The sequence below is a fragment of the Runella sp. CRIBMP genome (genome assembly GCF_009905605.1).
Lineage (GTDB): Bacteria > Bacteroidota > Bacteroidia > Cytophagales > Spirosomataceae > Runella.
This window is the reverse complement of record NZ_JAAAKZ010000002.1, coordinates 896,967-912,925: the sequence shown is the minus strand read 5'-3', so window position 1 is coordinate 912,925 and position 15,959 is coordinate 896,967. Positions and strand designations below refer to the sequence as shown.

At 44.5% G+C, this 15,959-nt stretch carries 15 protein-coding genes; 4 read left to right on the top strand and 11 right to left on the bottom strand.

The annotated features are described in order from the left end of the window. Positions 1 to 30 precede the first annotated feature (30 nt). Positions 31 to 834, top strand: a complete 804-nt coding sequence (locus tag GVN20_RS08940; protein WP_166557974.1) for an enoyl-ACP reductase — start codon at positions 31 to 33, stop codon at positions 832 to 834. Positions 835 to 900: 66 nt separating this feature from the next. On the opposite strand, the gene GVN20_RS08935 is transcribed toward GVN20_RS08940, so the two are convergent. From GVN20_RS08935 to GVN20_RS08895, 9 genes are all read right to left on the bottom strand, one after another. Continuing rightward, on the bottom strand, positions 901 to 1,596 hold the full coding sequence (locus GVN20_RS08935) for a DUF1080 domain-containing protein (RefSeq protein WP_166557973.1): 696 nt from the start codon (positions 1,594 to 1,596) through the stop codon (positions 901 to 903). Positions 1,597 to 1,720: 124 nt separating this feature from the next. Beyond that, positions 1,721 to 2,278, bottom strand: a complete 558-nt coding sequence (locus tag GVN20_RS08930; protein ID WP_166557972.1) for a YceI family protein — start codon at positions 2,276 to 2,278, stop codon at positions 1,721 to 1,723. Positions 2,279 to 2,316: 38 nt separating this feature from the next. Beyond that, positions 2,317 to 3,219 (bottom strand): DUF5777 family beta-barrel protein, encoded by a 903-nt coding sequence (locus tag GVN20_RS08925; protein WP_166557971.1) that lies wholly within the window; start codon positions 3,217 to 3,219, stop codon positions 2,317 to 2,319. Positions 3,220 to 3,275: 56 nt separating this feature from the next. Next, positions 3,276 to 3,776 carry a ubiquinol-cytochrome c reductase iron-sulfur subunit gene (locus GVN20_RS08920; RefSeq protein WP_166557970.1) on the bottom strand — a complete coding sequence of 167 codons (501 nt, stop codon included), beginning with the start codon at positions 3,774 to 3,776 and terminating at the stop codon, positions 3,276 to 3,278. 147 nt (positions 3,777 to 3,923) lie between these two features. Further along, a complete protein-coding gene (locus GVN20_RS08915; RefSeq protein WP_166557969.1) occupies positions 3,924 to 4,832 on the bottom strand; it encodes a DUF72 domain-containing protein in 909 nt (302 codons plus the stop codon). Positions 4,833 to 4,887: 55 nt separating this feature from the next. After that, the gene (locus GVN20_RS08910; protein WP_166557968.1) at positions 4,888 to 6,012 is read right to left on the bottom strand and encodes a hypothetical protein; all 1,125 of its coding nucleotides are present in this window, start codon (positions 6,010 to 6,012) and stop codon (positions 4,888 to 4,890) included. A gap of 146 nt (positions 6,013 to 6,158) precedes the next feature. Beyond that, complete coding sequence (locus GVN20_RS08905; RefSeq protein WP_166557967.1) at positions 6,159 to 6,773, bottom strand: YceI family protein; 615 nt, start codon at positions 6,771 to 6,773, stop codon at positions 6,159 to 6,161. Between the two features lie 110 nt (positions 6,774 to 6,883). Further along, positions 6,884 to 7,339: a MarR family winged helix-turn-helix transcriptional regulator gene (locus tag GVN20_RS08900; RefSeq protein WP_166558186.1), complete on the bottom strand. Its 456-nt coding sequence runs from the start codon at positions 7,337 to 7,339 to the stop codon at positions 6,884 to 6,886. 77 nt (positions 7,340 to 7,416) lie between these two features. After that, positions 7,417 to 9,231 (bottom strand): hypothetical protein, encoded by a 1,815-nt coding sequence (locus GVN20_RS08895; protein ID WP_166557966.1) that lies wholly within the window; start codon positions 9,229 to 9,231, stop codon positions 7,417 to 7,419. 158 nt (positions 9,232 to 9,389) lie between these two features. Between GVN20_RS08895 and GVN20_RS08890 the strand changes: the two genes are divergently transcribed. The 3 genes from GVN20_RS08890 to GVN20_RS08880 all read left to right on the top strand — a co-directional run bounded on the left by GVN20_RS08890 (position 9,390) and on the right by GVN20_RS08880 (position 13,940). Then, the gene (locus GVN20_RS08890; protein WP_166557965.1) at positions 9,390 to 10,232 is read left to right on the top strand and encodes an alpha/beta fold hydrolase; all 843 of its coding nucleotides are present in this window, start codon (positions 9,390 to 9,392) and stop codon (positions 10,230 to 10,232) included. A gap of 96 nt (positions 10,233 to 10,328) precedes the next feature. Beyond that, entirely contained in the window at positions 10,329 to 12,308 is a 1,980-nt protein-coding gene (gene nuoL, locus GVN20_RS08885) for an NADH-quinone oxidoreductase subunit L (protein ID WP_166557964.1), read from the top strand. A gap of 48 nt (positions 12,309 to 12,356) precedes the next feature. Beyond that, positions 12,357 to 13,940, top strand: coding sequence for a NuoM family protein (locus tag GVN20_RS08880; protein ID WP_166557963.1), 1,584 nt, complete (start codon positions 12,357 to 12,359; stop codon positions 13,938 to 13,940). A 132-nt stretch (positions 13,941 to 14,072) separates the two neighbouring features. On the opposite strand, the gene GVN20_RS08875 is transcribed toward GVN20_RS08880, so the two are convergent. Beyond that, positions 14,073 to 15,155: a LysM peptidoglycan-binding domain-containing protein gene (locus GVN20_RS08875; RefSeq protein ID WP_166557962.1), complete on the bottom strand. Its 1,083-nt coding sequence runs from the start codon at positions 15,153 to 15,155 to the stop codon at positions 14,073 to 14,075. Continuing rightward, positions 15,152 to 15,952 (bottom strand): DUF4905 domain-containing protein, encoded by an 801-nt coding sequence (locus GVN20_RS08870; protein ID WP_166557961.1) that lies wholly within the window; start codon positions 15,950 to 15,952, stop codon positions 15,152 to 15,154. Before GVN20_RS08870 ends, GVN20_RS08875 begins: the two co-directional genes overlap by 4 nt. Between the last annotated feature and the right edge of the window lie 7 nt (positions 15,953 to 15,959).

The window sequence follows — 15,959 nt, the reverse complement described above, 5'->3', positions numbered from 1 at the left end:
CCTCTTAGCCCCTAACTCTAAAACAAGAAAATGGCAAACGGAATTTTACAAGGGAAACGCGGCATCATTTCGGGTGCGCTTGATGAAAACTCAATCGCGTGGAAAGTAGCAATGAAAGCGAAAGCCGAAGGTGCAACTTTTACGCTGACAAACGCCCCTATTGCAATGCGGATGGGCGAAATCAATAAATTGGCAGATGCCTGTGAGGCCGAAATTATCCCCGCAGATGCTACCTCCATTGAAGAAATCGAAAACCTTTACAGCAAATCTATTGATGTATTGGGAGGTAAAGTTGACTTTGTGCTTCATTCCATCGGTATGTCGCCAAACATCCGTAAGGGCCGCCCGTATGGAGATTTGAATTACGATTGGTTTTTGAAAAGTATTGATGTATCGGCGTTATCGTTTCATAAATTTTTGCAGGTAGCCGAAAAAATGGATGCCATCAACGAATGGGGTAGTGTGGTGGCTTTGTCGTACATGGCAGCACAACGGACTTTTCCTTTTTATACCGATATGGCGGAGGCAAAAGCGATGCTTGAGTCGATTGCCCGCAGCTACGGGTACCGTTATGGTAAAGCTAAAAATGTACGGGTCAATACCGTTTCTCAATCACCTACCAAAACTACGGCAGGGTCAGGAATCGGCGGCTTTGATAAATTTTATGATTTCGCAGAAAAAATGTCTCCACTTGGCAACGCTTCGGCCGACGATTGCGCCAATTATGTGGTGATGATGTTTTCTGATTATACCCGCATGGTGACCATGCAAAATCTCTTCCACGACGGCGGTTTCTCCATGATTGGCGTTTCGGAAGAGTTGCTTCAGGGATAAAAAATAAGTCCATCGTTTATAGTTTTCACTACGAACGATGGACTCTTTTTTTGCCGCGTCAAATTCCTACAACTCGCGAATACGAATATTACGGAACCACACTTTATCGCCGTGGTCTTGAATCGCTATTTTTCCTTTCGCAAACTTGGCGAAACCTTCCCAAGTTTTGAATTTGCTATTGGCTACGAGTTTATCCCATTCTGGTCCTTTGGTGGGGAATGTTACCATCTGTTTACCGTTCAACCAGAAAGTGCCTTGACCTTTGTCAATCTTCATTTTAGCTTTGTTCCATTCACCCGCAGGTTTTACGGCTGTAAGGTCAGCTGGAGGAATCATGTCGTACAATGAACCTGCCTTGTGGTTGCCATTTTTACCTGCAAATGAGTCTGGGTGTTTGGCGTCGTCGAGTACCTGCATTTCAGGGCCAGTACTGTAAGGACAGCAGTATTTTTTATCTTCTACCACGCCCCACATCACGCCGCTGTTGCCTTTTTCGGAGATTTTCCACTCCATTTCCAACTCAAAATTCTCGAATTCAGCATCTGTGACAAGGTCGCCGCCACCTTTTCCAGTCAAGACCATGGCACCGTCTTCAATTTGCCATTTGTCAGAAATAGGTTGTCCTTGCTTGTTATAAGCGTGCCAGCCGCTGAAATCCTTACCGTTGAAAAGGCTCTGCCATTTGCCTTTTTTCTGTACGAAGCCACAAGTCAATATCAGCGTAACGGCTGCTAAAACGAGTGAAAACTTTACTTTTTGCATAATAGTGGAAAAATGATGATTGAGAGAAACAAAAAAATGAGCAGTAGATATATCTACCACTCATCAAAGAATATCTGCCCAAAACTATACTGTACTTTCAAGAATTGCAAACACTGTATACATCCTATTTTTTACTAACGTAGGGGGCGAGATTGTACTTATTCTTCACTTGAATCGTCTGGGCAATCTTCATAAAGACCACCTTGGGTACTTCAATGTTGTGCTCGGTCAAGGCCACTTCAAAATCGGTCGTAAGCCCGATTGAACCTTGAGCAATGGTGATTTTACCTTTAAATGTGCGTGGTTTAGATACCCCGTGGAGGTTGAAATCACCAGTGGCGGAGATGTCGTAGGTGCCGTTTTTGGTGAAATCAATTTTTTCGTTGATTTTGCCCTTAAAAACCGCCTTGGGGTATTTGGCAGATTCGATGTAGTTTTCATTGAAGTGCTCTTGCATGAGTTTGTTCGGAAAATCAAACTGTTTCATGTTCATTTGAACCACAATGTCGTTGGTGGACGTGTTCAGAATTGCTTGCCCGAATTTGTTAACTGCCGCAATATTTTCAACGGGTGTTTCCGAAAAAAAACTCGTTTCCCCGTTGCTTGTTGAATACAGATTCTGAGCATTTAGGTAGCCAAGCGACGCGAAAGAAACGAATAAAAAGATGATGATTGTTTTCATGGCATAGTAAGTTTAACCCATTAAGTAAAGAAAAAAGGCTATTTCATCATTCCTTTGGCGCGTTTGTCAAAACTGAATGTTCTAGAAACGTTGAAACCCCAACGAATGTCTCCTTTGCCCCAACTACCCGAAGTATCACCGATAAATTGCTTTTCGACCATACCCGAAGAATTGGTGAAATGAAGTTGAAACACATGGCCACCCGTCTCAATGTCTACACCGATTGCGAGCGAATTGCCGTACGGGTCACCAAGGGCATTTTCAAGGTCTTTTTCACGAAATGCCCAATAATATTCAGCATTCAATGACAAACGTTTGTTCAGCTTCATTCGCCCGCCAAATCCTAAAGCAAAAAGGGCCCGTTCTTGCGCGGCAGTCGCCACGCGGTTGCGGTACAAAAACGTGGGATTGAGTTGCAACGACAAGCGCTCACTGAACTTACGGGCAATCAGAAGTTGAGTGCAATAAGCCGTTTTGTCTTGGGTCGAAAGGTCTTTATCCAGCGTTTCAATGACCGTACTCGCAAATGCCGTTACGGAGAAGGGCATGTTGCGAGTGCCCGTCGACTGCCGTAGAAGCTTGGCTTTGGCCAAAAAATCAAAGGTTTTTTGAACACTGCTACGCCCAAAACCAATCGTTACGTTGTCGGTCAAACCGTATTCAAATCCCAAACGAATGGTGGAATAATCAAGTCCGAAAAGATTGTATGCCCCTGAGTTCAGACGGTCAAAACGGTGATGAATGATAAAGTCCAAGTGATTTTTCTTGACTGTTTCCACAGAATGCCCATTGATGATACGCGTCCCTTTGAAAGTGGCCGTTGTATAATCCGTCGTTTTGGGCTCGTTTTCTTCGAGCATTTTTGTTAAATCTTCCTGCGCTTTTACGTCAATTGAACTTATCAACAACAACGCGGCAACTACTGAAGCAAGTGCTTTCATACAAATTTAGTTAGGGTCTTCTTGTTTTTGGGGAACGCACTGTTAGAATAAACTAATTAGGCCGTAACGGTCAAGGTATTGCCGTCGGTGCTCAACTTGGCCGTATAAACCGTCAAAGCTTTGGTGGCGGGGCCCATTTCTACGGCACCCGTTGTGCTAAATTCTGACCCATGATTGCTGCAAAAGAAGTCGTTTTGTGCCGAGCGATAACCTACCGTTGTTCCCTGATGGGTACAGGCTTTTGACAGGGCAACCATGGTTCCTTTGGCATTGGCTACGATGACGCTGCCTACCGTTACAAAGTTACCTACTGTTTTGAGGGTGGCGAAGTCGGTGCTTGTCAAGTTTAAGGTGAAATTAATCGCCCCATTACTCAAATCAGCATTGCCAGTCAAGCCAGTAGAGGTTGTTGGGGTAGTAGGAGTTGGAGTAGGGTCATCACTGCCCGAAGAGCAGGCGGTCATGGTGGTGCCTAAGCAATAAAAAGCCATCAGTGCACTACTGCTAAGCCCTAATTCACGCAGGAATTGTCCTCTTTTCATGGTTGTCTGTTTCATGATAACGCAAAAGTTTGTTTTGTGATAAAAATATGTTTGTACAGGCATTTACGAGTTTAAATCGTTTCTGGTTGCGTGGAGTACGCTTTTTTTTACACGGAGGAGTATAAAGGCTTTGTAAATAGCAAAATCAGGCTTGAGTTATACTTAAAAAAGCGAACCTTGGACTACTTTGGGGCGGATATGAGGAGGTTGCAGCGATAGCCCGCAATGCAGATTAAGTTGTTCGATCCAGTACTTGCTCAATTCGGGAGCGTTGATGTTTTCGCCGCAGTGGACAAAAATATAGGCTGTTTGGAGGCCTTGGGCGTACCAGTCCTTTAGCCGCTGTACCCAGGCATCCACCCGCGTAAAATCAGTTGGGTGTAGTTCATTACCCACAAAACGCAGGGTCAGGGTGGGAGAAGTAAGGCTCATGTGCAACACATCCCGACGGCCCGCCACGTCCGACATCACGGTGCCCATGCCCAGTTTGTGGAGCATTTCGAGGGTTTTTTGCCAAATTGATTCATTGGAAAACCAATCTGGATGGCGAAACTCAACCGCGATGGGGAAATTGGGCGGAAGCTGCTTCAAAAAAGCCGACAAAGTATGAAATTGGGAGGTATCAAAAGCGGGCCCAAGCTGCAAAAAGGTCGTACCAAGATGCTCTCCCAGTTCTAAAACAGAGGAAGTAAACTCCTGACTCAAGTGTTCACAACCTTTGAGTTGGTATTCATGACTGATGCTTTGGGGCCATTTGGGACAAAAACAAAACCCGGGAACGGCCGCATCTATCCAACGCTGAATCGTGGTTTCTGAGGGAATTTGGTAATGTGTAACGTTTAGCTCAATGGTATTGAACTGACGGGTATAATGGTATAAAAAATCTTTTTCCTTTGCCGTCGTAGGATATATTTTCCCGACCCAATCTTTATTGGCCCAAATGGGAGGGCCTACAAAACAACGTGGTGGTTCAGATGTTTTAAAAGAAGAAAGCACCTGACCAGTAAAGGGATGGTCAGGTGGTAAGTTGAAATTAACTTTTGAAATGTCGTCTACTTTCCCAAAATCCATGATTAACGTATAATCTGTCGCAAATTAAGAAAATACGTAGGAAGAAAATAGCACATTATTTTACCCGCGCATCTTCTGAATAAACGCCCGCCTCTCGTCGTCCGTCGCGGTGATAAAAAGCGCCTTGGCCGTTGCGTTTGCCATTTTCGTAAATTCCTACAAAACGATCGCCATCGGCGTAGTAGTAAGTACCTTTGCCGTGGGGAAGGTTGTTTTGAAACAACCCTACGTATTTATCACCGTTGGGAAAATAGTAGGCTCCGTATCCTGTGCGTTGGTCGGTTCGAAAATCCCCCTTGTATTTCATTTTACCTTCTGGATAATACTGAACGCCCGTTCCGTGGCGTTTGCCGTACCGAAAGTCTCCTTCGTACCGTTCGCCGCTTTCGTGTACATAAATTCCCAGACCATTGTCACAATTTCCAGCCACGCATCCTACATTTTCATCTTCGGGCTCTTCAGGAGCGGATGAAACTACCACAGGGCGGGAGGGTGTAGAAGGAACCGTAGACTGCGGAGTACGATTCGAAACTTGCGGGCCAGAAGCCGTCGGTTTTGGAGCGTTTGAGAGTATCCCAGCGGCATCCACCCATCCTTGGCGAATGGCTTCTACGCGGGTTGCTTTGGCGGGGTGAGAATACGTTGGCTTGTCGTCGCCGAGAGTTTTGATGGCTACCAAAGCCTCTTCAAGCGACGCCCCAAGGCGCTGCATGACAAAGCCAGAGAAGCGGTCGGCTTCTAATTCTTTCTGAGGGCGACTGCCTTTGCCGTCGATGGTATGCCCCTGCAAATGGTGCCCAATTTCGTGGGCCACAATACTAATAGCCGACCAGTCGGTTTGCGTAACATTCTCGACGCGTTTCATAAAAGCACCATCGTAAACAATGTAGCGCTGCCCATCAACCACCGTAGCAAAGCAGTTTTCGGTATTTGGGCACTCTACCACCACAAAGTTACGCAGCAGGCCTACTTGCCTCAAAATCTGATCCACCACCTGCTCGGCGTGTTGATTAGAACGAAAGCTAAGGTAATTGCAAATTTCTTTGGGTGTTTGGAGTTGTTTGTAGCCGAAATAATGGCATACAAAATCGTCGTCCTCTTCCTCCTTCGCGGGCGAAGTTTGGGCGTGAGCGTAAGAAAAAGTTGAAAGGGCTGTTAATAGGCAGAATAAGCTTTTCATGAAGTGTGCAGTTAGCGGTAAAGGCGGATTGCATTTCTTGATTAAATAACGCCTATCCTGAAAAAATAGTACGTTTTAAACAAACAAAACCCCGCTCAATAAGGAACGGGGTTTTGTAGAGGTACGAAATGTGCTTTTTGAAACAATTATTTTACGGCAGCCAATGTCAAATCAATGGCGAAATCGTCGTAGATAGCTTTGTCGCCGATGTTAGGGATGAATGATTTTGAACCATAACGAATATCCCATTTTGTGCGGTCAAGCGTAATTTTTGCGTTCGCAGTTACACCTTTAGCATCAGCTTTTACGGTAGCAGGGAAAGAGATGCTTTTGGTAATTCCTTTGATGGTCATGTCGCCAGTCAAAGTGTAGTTAGTGCCTGAACCTTCTACTTTGGTGATTTTGAAGGTTGCCTTGGGGTGTTTTTCTGCCGAGAAGAAATCATCAGACTTAAGGTGTCCTACCAATTTAGCGTTATAACCAGCATCGGTAAGGTCTTCACATTTGATGCTTGTCATGTCGATTTCAAAAGAACCTCCGGTGATTTTAGTGCCATCAACGGTCAAGGCGCCATTAGCCAGGTTTACGGTTCCGTTGTGCTCACCGGTTACTTTTTTAGCGTGCCATTTTACTACGCTTTTAGAAGCGTCTACTTTGTACGAAACTGCTTTTTTGGAGGCTGTTTTTTCAGTTGCAACTGCCGAATTAATCATCATCATACCGGCTACTAATACACTTGCAAACATTTTGATCGTTTTCATTTTACTTCGTGGTATTTAAAAGTTTAAAAAATTAAATTAAAAGACGTTTGTGTTGATGGATTTTATATAGTTTTAATAAAATACTTTAATGACAGCACTGTTTTAGGAAATTAAACAGAACCGCGGAGCTTATCCAAAATGTCACTTAGCAGATTTGCTTCTTCTTCTGTAACATTCAGAAGGGTTTTTTCCCAATCTCCCTGTATGGCGTCCAATTCGGCCAAGATTTTCATTCCATCGTCGGTGATGACCACATCAACGGCACGACGGTCACGCGGGCATTCAGTGCGTTTTACCAATCCTTTGGCCAGAAGTTTGTCCACTAAACGTGAAGCGTTTGACATTTTGTCAAGCATCCGCTCGATAATATCATTTACTCTGACTGGATTTGGGTGTTGACCTCTTAAAATGCGCAATACATTGTACTGTTGCGTCGTTAAATCATACGGTTTCAAGAGTGCAGCCTGACCATTGCTCAACCAACTCGTCGTGTAAATCAAGTTGAGTGCCATTTTGTGGTAAGCGTTTCTGAACTTACTCTGTTTGATGTCGGTTTCAATAGACATAAATCCCTTTTTCAAATTTGACATTGCAAATATAAATGTATTTACATTATATGTCAATACATTTATTGAAAAAAAAATTATCTAAAAGGAATTATTTCAGGTGCAGAAATGTCAAAATCTTTAAGTCGAAGCGGGGTAACTCCCTCAAAACCAGCTCTGAATGGCTGTCCAATGTCGGGGATGCCTGAATAAATACTTAGCCGAACTTGAAAGGTATTAAACGTAAGATTTTCGTTTCGGAATCTGAAACCGATGCCATATCCGTGAAAAGGACGGGCATTGAGTAGGGGTTCTCCTTTAAATGAAGTCCAACCAAGATTTGAAAATACGAAGGGTGCCATCCGAAATCCTAAGAAATTAATAGGACTAAAAAATACACTTTCGACACCAACGACCAATTTGCGGGTGCCCCGCAGCTCGTCGCTGGTTATTCCCTGAATTCCTTCATTTCCACTGATATTAAAATATTCATTTTGGAACCGATTGAAGCCCCACCCAAATTTTACATTTAGAAAATGCCGGGCGTACCAACGTTGCCCTAAGTTGTGTAACGGCGTAAAGTAATTGTTTTCGGTGCTGAACACGCCCTGCTCGGTGGTGCCGCCCTTAAAATAGGTGCCCAGATTAACCAAACTGTACAAATAACCCGCCTTCATGTACCGCGCCTTGGAAAATTTCAGGCCAACGTACTTTCGGGTGCCTAACTCAGCGGGGTCGCTGCCGTAGATAAGCGCTGCCATTGCGCCCAGTGGTACGTCTTCAGTTCGGCCAAAGCCATAAATGAGCAAATCCCGTTTGTAGCGGCGGTTGGAAAATCCAAAACTGAATAGGGTAGGGCGCGTATTCTGGAAAAGTTGGTTGGTACTGTCGGTGACGGCCTTACCTCGGTTGTAAAATGTTTGGCGCGAATGCCGCAATGCTACCACAAATCGCGCGCGTTCGCGGAGTTGGTCGTCGCCAAAAAAAATCTTAAACGAACGCCCAATCCACGCGTCAAATAAAACATATTGCGACCAGAAGTAATTCCTTACCGAACGTCCCGTGAGGGAGTCGGTGGTGAATTCAAAAAGGCGTAAATCGTTGTATCCGACTTCGATTGAGCCAGCGTATTTCATTTCGGGGGTCAAAAAAGGCCTGAACACTTTAAAACCAAGTTGTTTTTGGTCGCGCTGGAGGTTCAGGATTCCCTGACCCGTAATGAATGTTTTTCGGTAGGAGGGAATGAGGTATCTGCCTGTATATTCCCATCTTTGGCGGGGGTCGTTGGCATTATAAGCAATCGAATTTTTTAATGAATGCCCTAGTCCCTGAAAATTGCGTTGTTCTAAGCCGATAGAAAAATTATTCAGCCCCGATGCCGAACCATCGGGTAGGAGCGACCAAACATCTTGGGTATACACGTGGACTTCGACGGCGTCTTTGGCATTTTTATAGGGGACAATGACGATACGAACGTCATGAAAAATGCCCTGCTGCCGTAAGTACCGTTCGTTGTCCTTGATTTTTTCGGGGTCAATGAGGTCTCCTTCTTCAAAAAACAGAAAATTGTCTCGGATGACCCATTCGCGGGTACTGCGATGAAATCGGTTTCCAGTGCGGTCGAGCCAATTGTCGGGCCCGCGAAGTGTATCATAGACGCTGTAACCAAATACATCGGCACTGTGTACATAAATCTTCCGAATCCAGCGTCCTTCAAATACTTTGTGAGGGTTTTCTTCAATTTCGCTGATGGTATTTCCTGAAGTTGTACTGTTATAAATATCCCGAAACAAAAAATTGTAGATAGTTTTGGGAACTACTTTTTTTGCCTTGATGCCGAAAGCGGTGTCTTTGGCGGTGGGAGCATCAATGCGAATTTTTGAAATACTATCCAATGGAACTCTCTGCCCCACTGCTTCTAACAAAATGAGGCTAAGTACAAGCGTTGATAATATGTTTTTTCCGCAGTAAATCATCGGAATACGTACGAGAATTCCCTATTCTTTTGTTCAATTTTAACTAAATAAATGAAAAATAAGTTATCGCATAGACAACTCTATTAAAAATACCCATGAAATACCGTAAAATGCTCCTCATCATTGGCTCCTTGTATGTGTTGGCGGTGGTTACGTCGTCTTGTCTTACTGGTCGAATGAATGACAAGGAGATGAATAGCTATTTTTCGAAAAGCCCTTATCAGCCCAAACGACGTTTTTATCAGGCATTGGGACGGGAATTACACTATATTGAGGTGGGTGATTCATCGCGACAGCCGATTTTATTTGTTCATGGTTCACCAGGTTCTTGGGACAACTTTAAAGCTTTTTTGAAAGATAACTTTTTATTGGCCCATTACCATTTATTGGCGGTAGATAGGCCCGGATTTGGGGAGTCACAAGCAGAAGGGGCAGAAGATGAATTATCAAATCAAGCGGAAGCGTTGTTGCCCATCTTAAAACGTCAATCGCAACCCGTTATTTTAGTAGGCCATTCGTACGGTGGGCCAGTAATCGCAGAAGCCGCCATACAGTATCCGCAGTTCATCAAATCGCTAGTTATTGTGGCGGGCTCGGTCGACCCCGCCTTGGAGCCTTCCAACTGGTACCGGTATCCGTTGAGATATACGCCTTTGCGCTGGGCAATGCCGTCTTTTTTTAGAAGCAGCAATGATGAATTGTTGCCCTTAGAAAGTGAACTAAAAAAAATGTCCCCTCATTGGGGAAAAATTCGTTGTCCAGTAGTGGTCGTACAAGGGGGAAAGGATGTGCTAGTGGCGCCAGATAATGCAAAGTTTATCAAGCGTAAGCTGCCGCACGTGAAAGTGACCACGATTTGGAAAGAAAACATGAATCACTTTGTGCCTTGGAGCGACCCCGATTTGATTGTTGAAGGAATCAAAAGAGCGACTGATTAAATAAAAGCAGGACTCGTAGCGTAATCCTTTCAGCCCTTTTTTGTAAAAACACCCGATTTGCCTGATATTTGCCGAAAAGGTTTTGCCTCAACCCGAATGTCTCTTTACTTAATTTTACTGCTTGTTTTCCCTTTTCTTGGTTTTATTGGTTTGTTCTCTTTTCGAAAACGGGCCAATAATTGGGCTGGATACGTTGGCATCGCCCTCACTCTTACGGGTTTAGGTGGTTCGTTGGTGATGCTTAATCAAGCACTCAATCAATCTCAGGTTTATTTGGTCGAATGGTTTTCAATGAATGGTAAGCCCATCATGCTTTCCTTTTTGGTAGACAATCAAACCCTTATGATGCTGGTTGTGGTGCATTTTGTCGCGGTTTTAGTTCAATTGTTCTCAATAAGTTATTTGCACGATGAGCCAGCGCGTTGGAGGTACTTTGCTTTTTTACAACTGTTTGTTTTTTCAATGTTGGGGATAGTGTTGGCGGGTAGTCTGTTGTTAATGTACGTATTTTGGGAGTTGGTAGGTCTTTCTTCATATTTACTGATTGGTTTTTGGTACGAGCGACCACGGGCGGTTTGGGCGGCCAAAAAAGCATTTTTGTTGAACCGTATCGGTGATGCGGGTTTTTTAATCGGTATTTTGTTGGTATTTTGGCAATTTGGCACAACAGAATTCTCGGTTTTGACCCATCAGGATGGCGTTCTTTCTGGAGAATCTTCCGTACTTTTTACCTTCATTGGGGTTTGTTTATTCTGTGGGGCCATTGGCAAATCAGCCCAATTTCCGCTTTCTGATTGGTTGCCAGACGCAATGGAGGGGCCCACGCCCGTCTCGGCCCTGATTCATGCCGCTACGATGGTGGCCGCTGGTATTTTTTTACTCGGACGCATTCATCCGTTCCTGACGCCCGACGCTCTGATTGTGGTGGTCATCATCGGCACCATAACCATGCTTTTAGGCGCTTATAAGGCTATTTTTCAGACCGATATTAAGAAACTGTTGGCGTATTCAACGGTTTCTCAACTGGGCCTGATGGTGATGGGAATGGGCGTGGGAGCCCAAGAAGCCGCTTTGTTTCATTTATTGACCCATGCTTTTTTTAAGGCTGGCTTGTTTTTGTGCGCTGGCATAATCATCCATGCCGTTCATACTCAAGACACCCGCCAAATGGGTGGGCTTCGACAAAAAATGCCTGTTACTTTTTGGGCCTACACGATTTGTGCCGCTGCACTAGCAGGTTTGCCGTTTTTTTCAGGATTTCTTTCCAAAGATGCCATTTTGATTGGGGCCTTTGAGTGGGCCAAATATACAGGGGGCATTGCTTATGTTATTCCAGTTATAGGCTTAATTTCGGCAGGTATTACCGCTTTTTACGTTATCAGGCAATGGAAACAGGTTTTCTTGGGCGAAAACCAAGGAGGATACCGCCACGAACAAATCTTTCATGATGCGGATACTTTTATGAAAGTGCCCGTTATTCTTCTAGCAATTCTGTCTTTTTTTATTTGGTTTTCGTTCAATCCAGTCGATGCCGCCCACGGGTGGTTTTTTCGGATGTTTCCTGTTGAGGGGGCCGAAACTGAGCATGGAATGGTGGCTATACTGTCAGTTTTGGTCGTTGCCATTGGGCTGTTAGGCGGCTTTTATTCCACGGCTACAGGGCCATTACCTTCCCCCATTACGTTGCTTCAAGGAGTTCATGATGCTTTTGCAAAGTTGTTTGTTTCTTTATTTGGGAAAATACGGAACGGATTGAAATGGTTGAATGAACATGCTGATGAAACGGATCGGCATGTTTTTCTGATTGCGCCTTTACAGAAAATAGCGTACTGGACGAATAGGATAGACCAACGGATGATTGATGTAGTGGTCAATAGCGTAGGTTATGTCACCGTGATTGGTGCCCATGCCATTGGGCGATTTGATAAATTGGTCGTGGATGGCGTAGTAAACGCGTTGGCTTGGCTGGCGGGTTTTGTCGGAAACAGGATTCGAAATTTGCAAAATGGGCGGGTTCAGTCCTATTTTGTGGTAATGCTTTTGGGTGTTTTACTAATGATTTTTTTGTTTTTTTAAGGCCATCGGCAACAAATATCGCTTTTGGGTTTTGGCTAACGTACTATTATGATTCCTCATCTACTCTCGTTTCTTACTTTTCATCCGCTCGTTGGGTCGGTGGTGATTGCATTGCTCCCCAACTCCCAAAAAGAGGCCTTCAAATGGATTGCCGTTTTTTTCTGTGCGTGTCAAGTGGTGGTTTCAGCCGTCGTTTATTACTTTTTTTCAACCCAAACTGCCGATTTTCAAATGGTGGAAAAAGCCGACTGGATTACGCTGTCGATGGGAAGTTTGGGGACGGTCTCTATTGATTTTATTTTAGGCGTTGACGGCATCAGTCTGCCCCTAATTATGCTTTCATCGGTGGTGATGATGGTGGGCGTTTTTTCTTCATTTTCAATCGCCAAACGCGAAAAAGCCTATTATTCGTTGTACTTGTTGCTGACTACGAGTATCATGGGGTGCTTTTTGGCACTGGATTTCTTTTTGTTTTTTCTGTTTTTTGAATTCATGCTTTTACCCATGTATTTCCTGATTGGATTGTGGGGAGGGCCGCGTCGTGAATACGCTTCCATCAAGTTTTTCCTTTATACGCTTGTGGGTTCGCTGTTGATACTGATTGTCATGATTGGCCTCTATATTTCGGTGATTGACCCGTATGAGTCAGAACTTGCTAAAACGATGGTGCATACGTTTGATTTACGATTAATGACCGACGGACGTAATTATTTGCCCGACAGCATCCTTACTCCGAGTGGTGAAATTACGCTGTTGGGGATGCCTTCTCGGATGCTTGCTTTTTGGTTGCTGTTTATTGGCTTTGCCATTAAGCTGCCGATTGTTCCACTGCATACTTGGTTGCCTGATGCGCACGTTGAAGCGCCCACGCCTGTTTCGGTGGTGTTGGCGGGTGTCCTCTTAAAAATCGGTGGCTATGGCTTACTGCGAATTGCTTATCCCATTTTTCCCGATGCCGCCGCCGAATATGCCTTTACGTTAGCCGTATTGGGGGTGCTTTCCATTGTTTATGGGGGCTTTAATGCCTTAGCCCAAAATGACTTGAAGAAGATGATTGCCTATTCTTCAGTGTCGCACATGGGCTTTGTGGTGTTGGGGATTGCCTCGCTCACGGCCGAAGGACTCAACGGCGCGGTATACCAAATGGTGAGCCACGGAATCCTTTCGTCACTGTTGTTTTTATTGGTTGGGGTTTTGTACGACCGCACCCACAACCGCCTCATTGACAACTACCGTGGGTTGATTTCATATATGCCTTTATATACCATTATTACGGGTATTACTTTTTTTGCTTCCCTCGGTTTACCTGGCTTTTCGGGCTTTATCGGTGAGCTATTTACGCTGATGGGTGGTTTTCAGTCAGATAGGCTGCCCGTGTGGTTGACTGCCTTGGGAACATTGGGCATAATACTGGCCGCCGCGTATTTTCTTTGGACATTTCAGCGGATGTTTTTTGGGAAACCGTGGGCTAAGAATCCGACCGAATTGCCTTTTCTTTCGGACTTGAACCGATTGGAAAAATGGATGCTGATTCCGTTGGTGCTTATGTCATTTGCATTAGGGATTTTTCCAGGATGGTTGTTTAACTTATCGGATAAGACTGTTTCACATTTGCTTAAGATATTTGAATAATACCTACCTATACTATACGCTGTAAAAAAGGATTGAAATATCTCAACCGAGGGTTTTACAAAAACATAAACGCCTCCCAAGTGAAGGACATCGGTCTACTTGGGAGGCGTTTATATATTCTGCTTAAAGAAGTTACTGTGCCAAATAGCTGATTTCAGCAATGAATTGTCGGCCGCCGGGAGAAAGTTTTTCCTGCGCACGGGCCGAGAGTTTGATGATAATGCGGTTGTTTGCGCTGATGTCTGGCAATTTGCCAATCACTTTTACCCAAATGCTTTGGCTGTTGTTCATGTTCTTGACTTGAATCAATGAGCCAACGGGCGCCGTACGGTGAAGGGCGAGGTATTTATTGTTGCTATCCATTCCCTCCAAAACCTCAGCTACTCCTGTTTCCAAAATACGCTTGCCAGTATTGGCAATTTTAGGTTCGGGTAGGTTTGAGTTGGTGGGGTCTTCGGGACGAACAACTGGAACTGGGTTTTTTTCGGCGTTTGACTTCTTCGCATCCGCCAATTTAACCGAATCCAATTTATTTTTTTTCAAATAATCCTGAAAGGCCTGTTCGGCCACAATCAATTCCTGACCAGAACGAAGTTGGTCAGACGTCAGACTGTTCCAGCGACGAATATCGGCCATCAAAACGCCATATTTAACCGCAATTCCGTACAACGACTGTCCGCCTTCTACTTTATGAAGTCCTGTTTTAGAGATAGTTGCAACAGGTTTGGCGTTGCTTATATCCTCTGGTTTTTTCTCGGCTGCCACTTCCGCAGGTTTGGCTTCTTCCTCCACCTTAGGGGTTTCTGGTTTTGGCTTATCCTCTTCTGATTTTATGGTTACGGTCGACTCCGTTTTGGGTTTTATCTCGTAATCAAGCACTAATTTATCCTTTTCGGGCGCTTTTTCGGGTTCTTTCGTGGCCGTTTTAGGCGCTGATGAGCGAGCTTGTGAGGGTACGCGTAATACTTGCCCCGTTATCAAATTATCTTTCATTCCGGGGTTGGCATCCTTTATCGCTTTTAGGGTTGTTTTGTACTTCCGCATCACGGCGTACAATGTTTGTCCAGGGTCTACTTTATGAATCACAAAAGATTGACCGTTTTTGGTCTCGCTACCAGTAGAATCGGGCAAAGAAGAGCGGGAAGGTGTTGCGTGGGTCGTTTTTCCCCACAATAATCCTAACACTACAAGGCAAAATCCGACGCGCTTTATCATGGTCTGGGCAATTTTATTACGGTAATTTCGTCAACTTTTTTTAATAAAACAATATGGTGGTTATCATACAAATAATCGCCGAAAGCGGCACTCTCCACGTCCGAGGGCATCGTTTCGTGCAGGAGAACTGTTTTCGTCGAATTTACTACCAATATAGACCGGGATAATGAAACAGCGTTAGTGGGGTAAAAGTAGTAAAAAAACAATAGATGTCCAGAGATTTCACCATAATTTATTGCTTTTTTAAGGATATTTCCTGTTATTTTTTCAATGAATTGAGCCATTATTCCGTAATAAGGGTTGGTTTCTTCGTATGTAACAGGAGCTCGCCACTGGGGTGAGACAGTTTGGGCTGAAGCACAGGGTAACTCAAGGATTTCTCCCGTGCTAAGGGCCCTGTTTTCCAGAATTGGGGCACTTTCAGGACCCATTCTGGAGGTTTTGAGGTTTGTTCCATCGGTATGTTCAAATTTACATCCTTCCCAAACCCAAGCCAGTCGGCCAGTTAACGCCTCTATCGCTATGAGTTTTTTGGGAGCGGGCTGTTCACTCCCTGCATATTCGTGAAGCAAAAGTATGCCCGAATAAAAGCCGATGGCACTGGTCCACCAAGTGGTTTGTGGAAAAGATTGTTCCCAACAAACCCTCCCTGTTTCGCAATCAAATGCAGCCCATTTTAACTGGTTTTTATCGCGTAGCTCAAAGATTAAAAGTGGGGAGGTTTTCTCATTAGGAAGGGTGTCGTATAAAATACGCCAAACCGGAAGCGAAAAGGAGAAATGTTGAGGTGTGAGCAAAATTGGC

Coding starts and splice junctions, on each gene's coding strand:
- GVN20_RS08915 (WP_166557969.1), bottom strand. CDS start 4,832: ATGGATTTTGGGAAAGTAGACGACATTTCAAAAGTTAATTTCAACTTA.
- GVN20_RS08920 (WP_166557970.1), bottom strand. CDS start 3,776: ATGAAACAGACAACCATGAAAAGAGGACAATTCCTGCGTGAATTAGGG.
- GVN20_RS08935 (WP_166557973.1), bottom strand. CDS start 1,596: ATGCAAAAAGTAAAGTTTTCACTCGTTTTAGCAGCCGTTACGCTGATA.
- GVN20_RS08930 (WP_166557972.1), bottom strand. CDS start 2,278: ATGAAAACAATCATCATCTTTTTATTCGTTTCTTTCGCGTCGCTTGGC.
- GVN20_RS08880 (WP_166557963.1), top strand. CDS start 12,357: ATGATTCCTCATCTACTCTCGTTTCTTACTTTTCATCCGCTCGTTGGG.
- GVN20_RS08875 (WP_166557962.1), bottom strand. CDS start 15,155: ATGATAAAGCGCGTCGGATTTTGCCTTGTAGTGTTAGGATTATTGTGG.
- GVN20_RS08890 (WP_166557965.1), top strand. CDS start 9,390: ATGAAATACCGTAAAATGCTCCTCATCATTGGCTCCTTGTATGTGTTG.
- nuoL (WP_166557964.1), top strand. CDS start 10,329: ATGTCTCTTTACTTAATTTTACTGCTTGTTTTCCCTTTTCTTGGTTTT.
- GVN20_RS08900 (WP_166558186.1), bottom strand. CDS start 7,339: ATGTCTATTGAAACCGACATCAAACAGAGTAAGTTCAGAAACGCTTAC.
- GVN20_RS08905 (WP_166557967.1), bottom strand. CDS start 6,773: ATGAAAACGATCAAAATGTTTGCAAGTGTATTAGTAGCCGGTATGATG.
- GVN20_RS08925 (WP_166557971.1), bottom strand. CDS start 3,219: ATGAAAGCACTTGCTTCAGTAGTTGCCGCGTTGTTGTTGATAAGTTCA.
- GVN20_RS08910 (WP_166557968.1), bottom strand. CDS start 6,012: ATGAAAAGCTTATTCTGCCTATTAACAGCCCTTTCAACTTTTTCTTAC.
- GVN20_RS08940 (WP_166557974.1), top strand. CDS start 31: ATGGCAAACGGAATTTTACAAGGGAAACGCGGCATCATTTCGGGTGCG.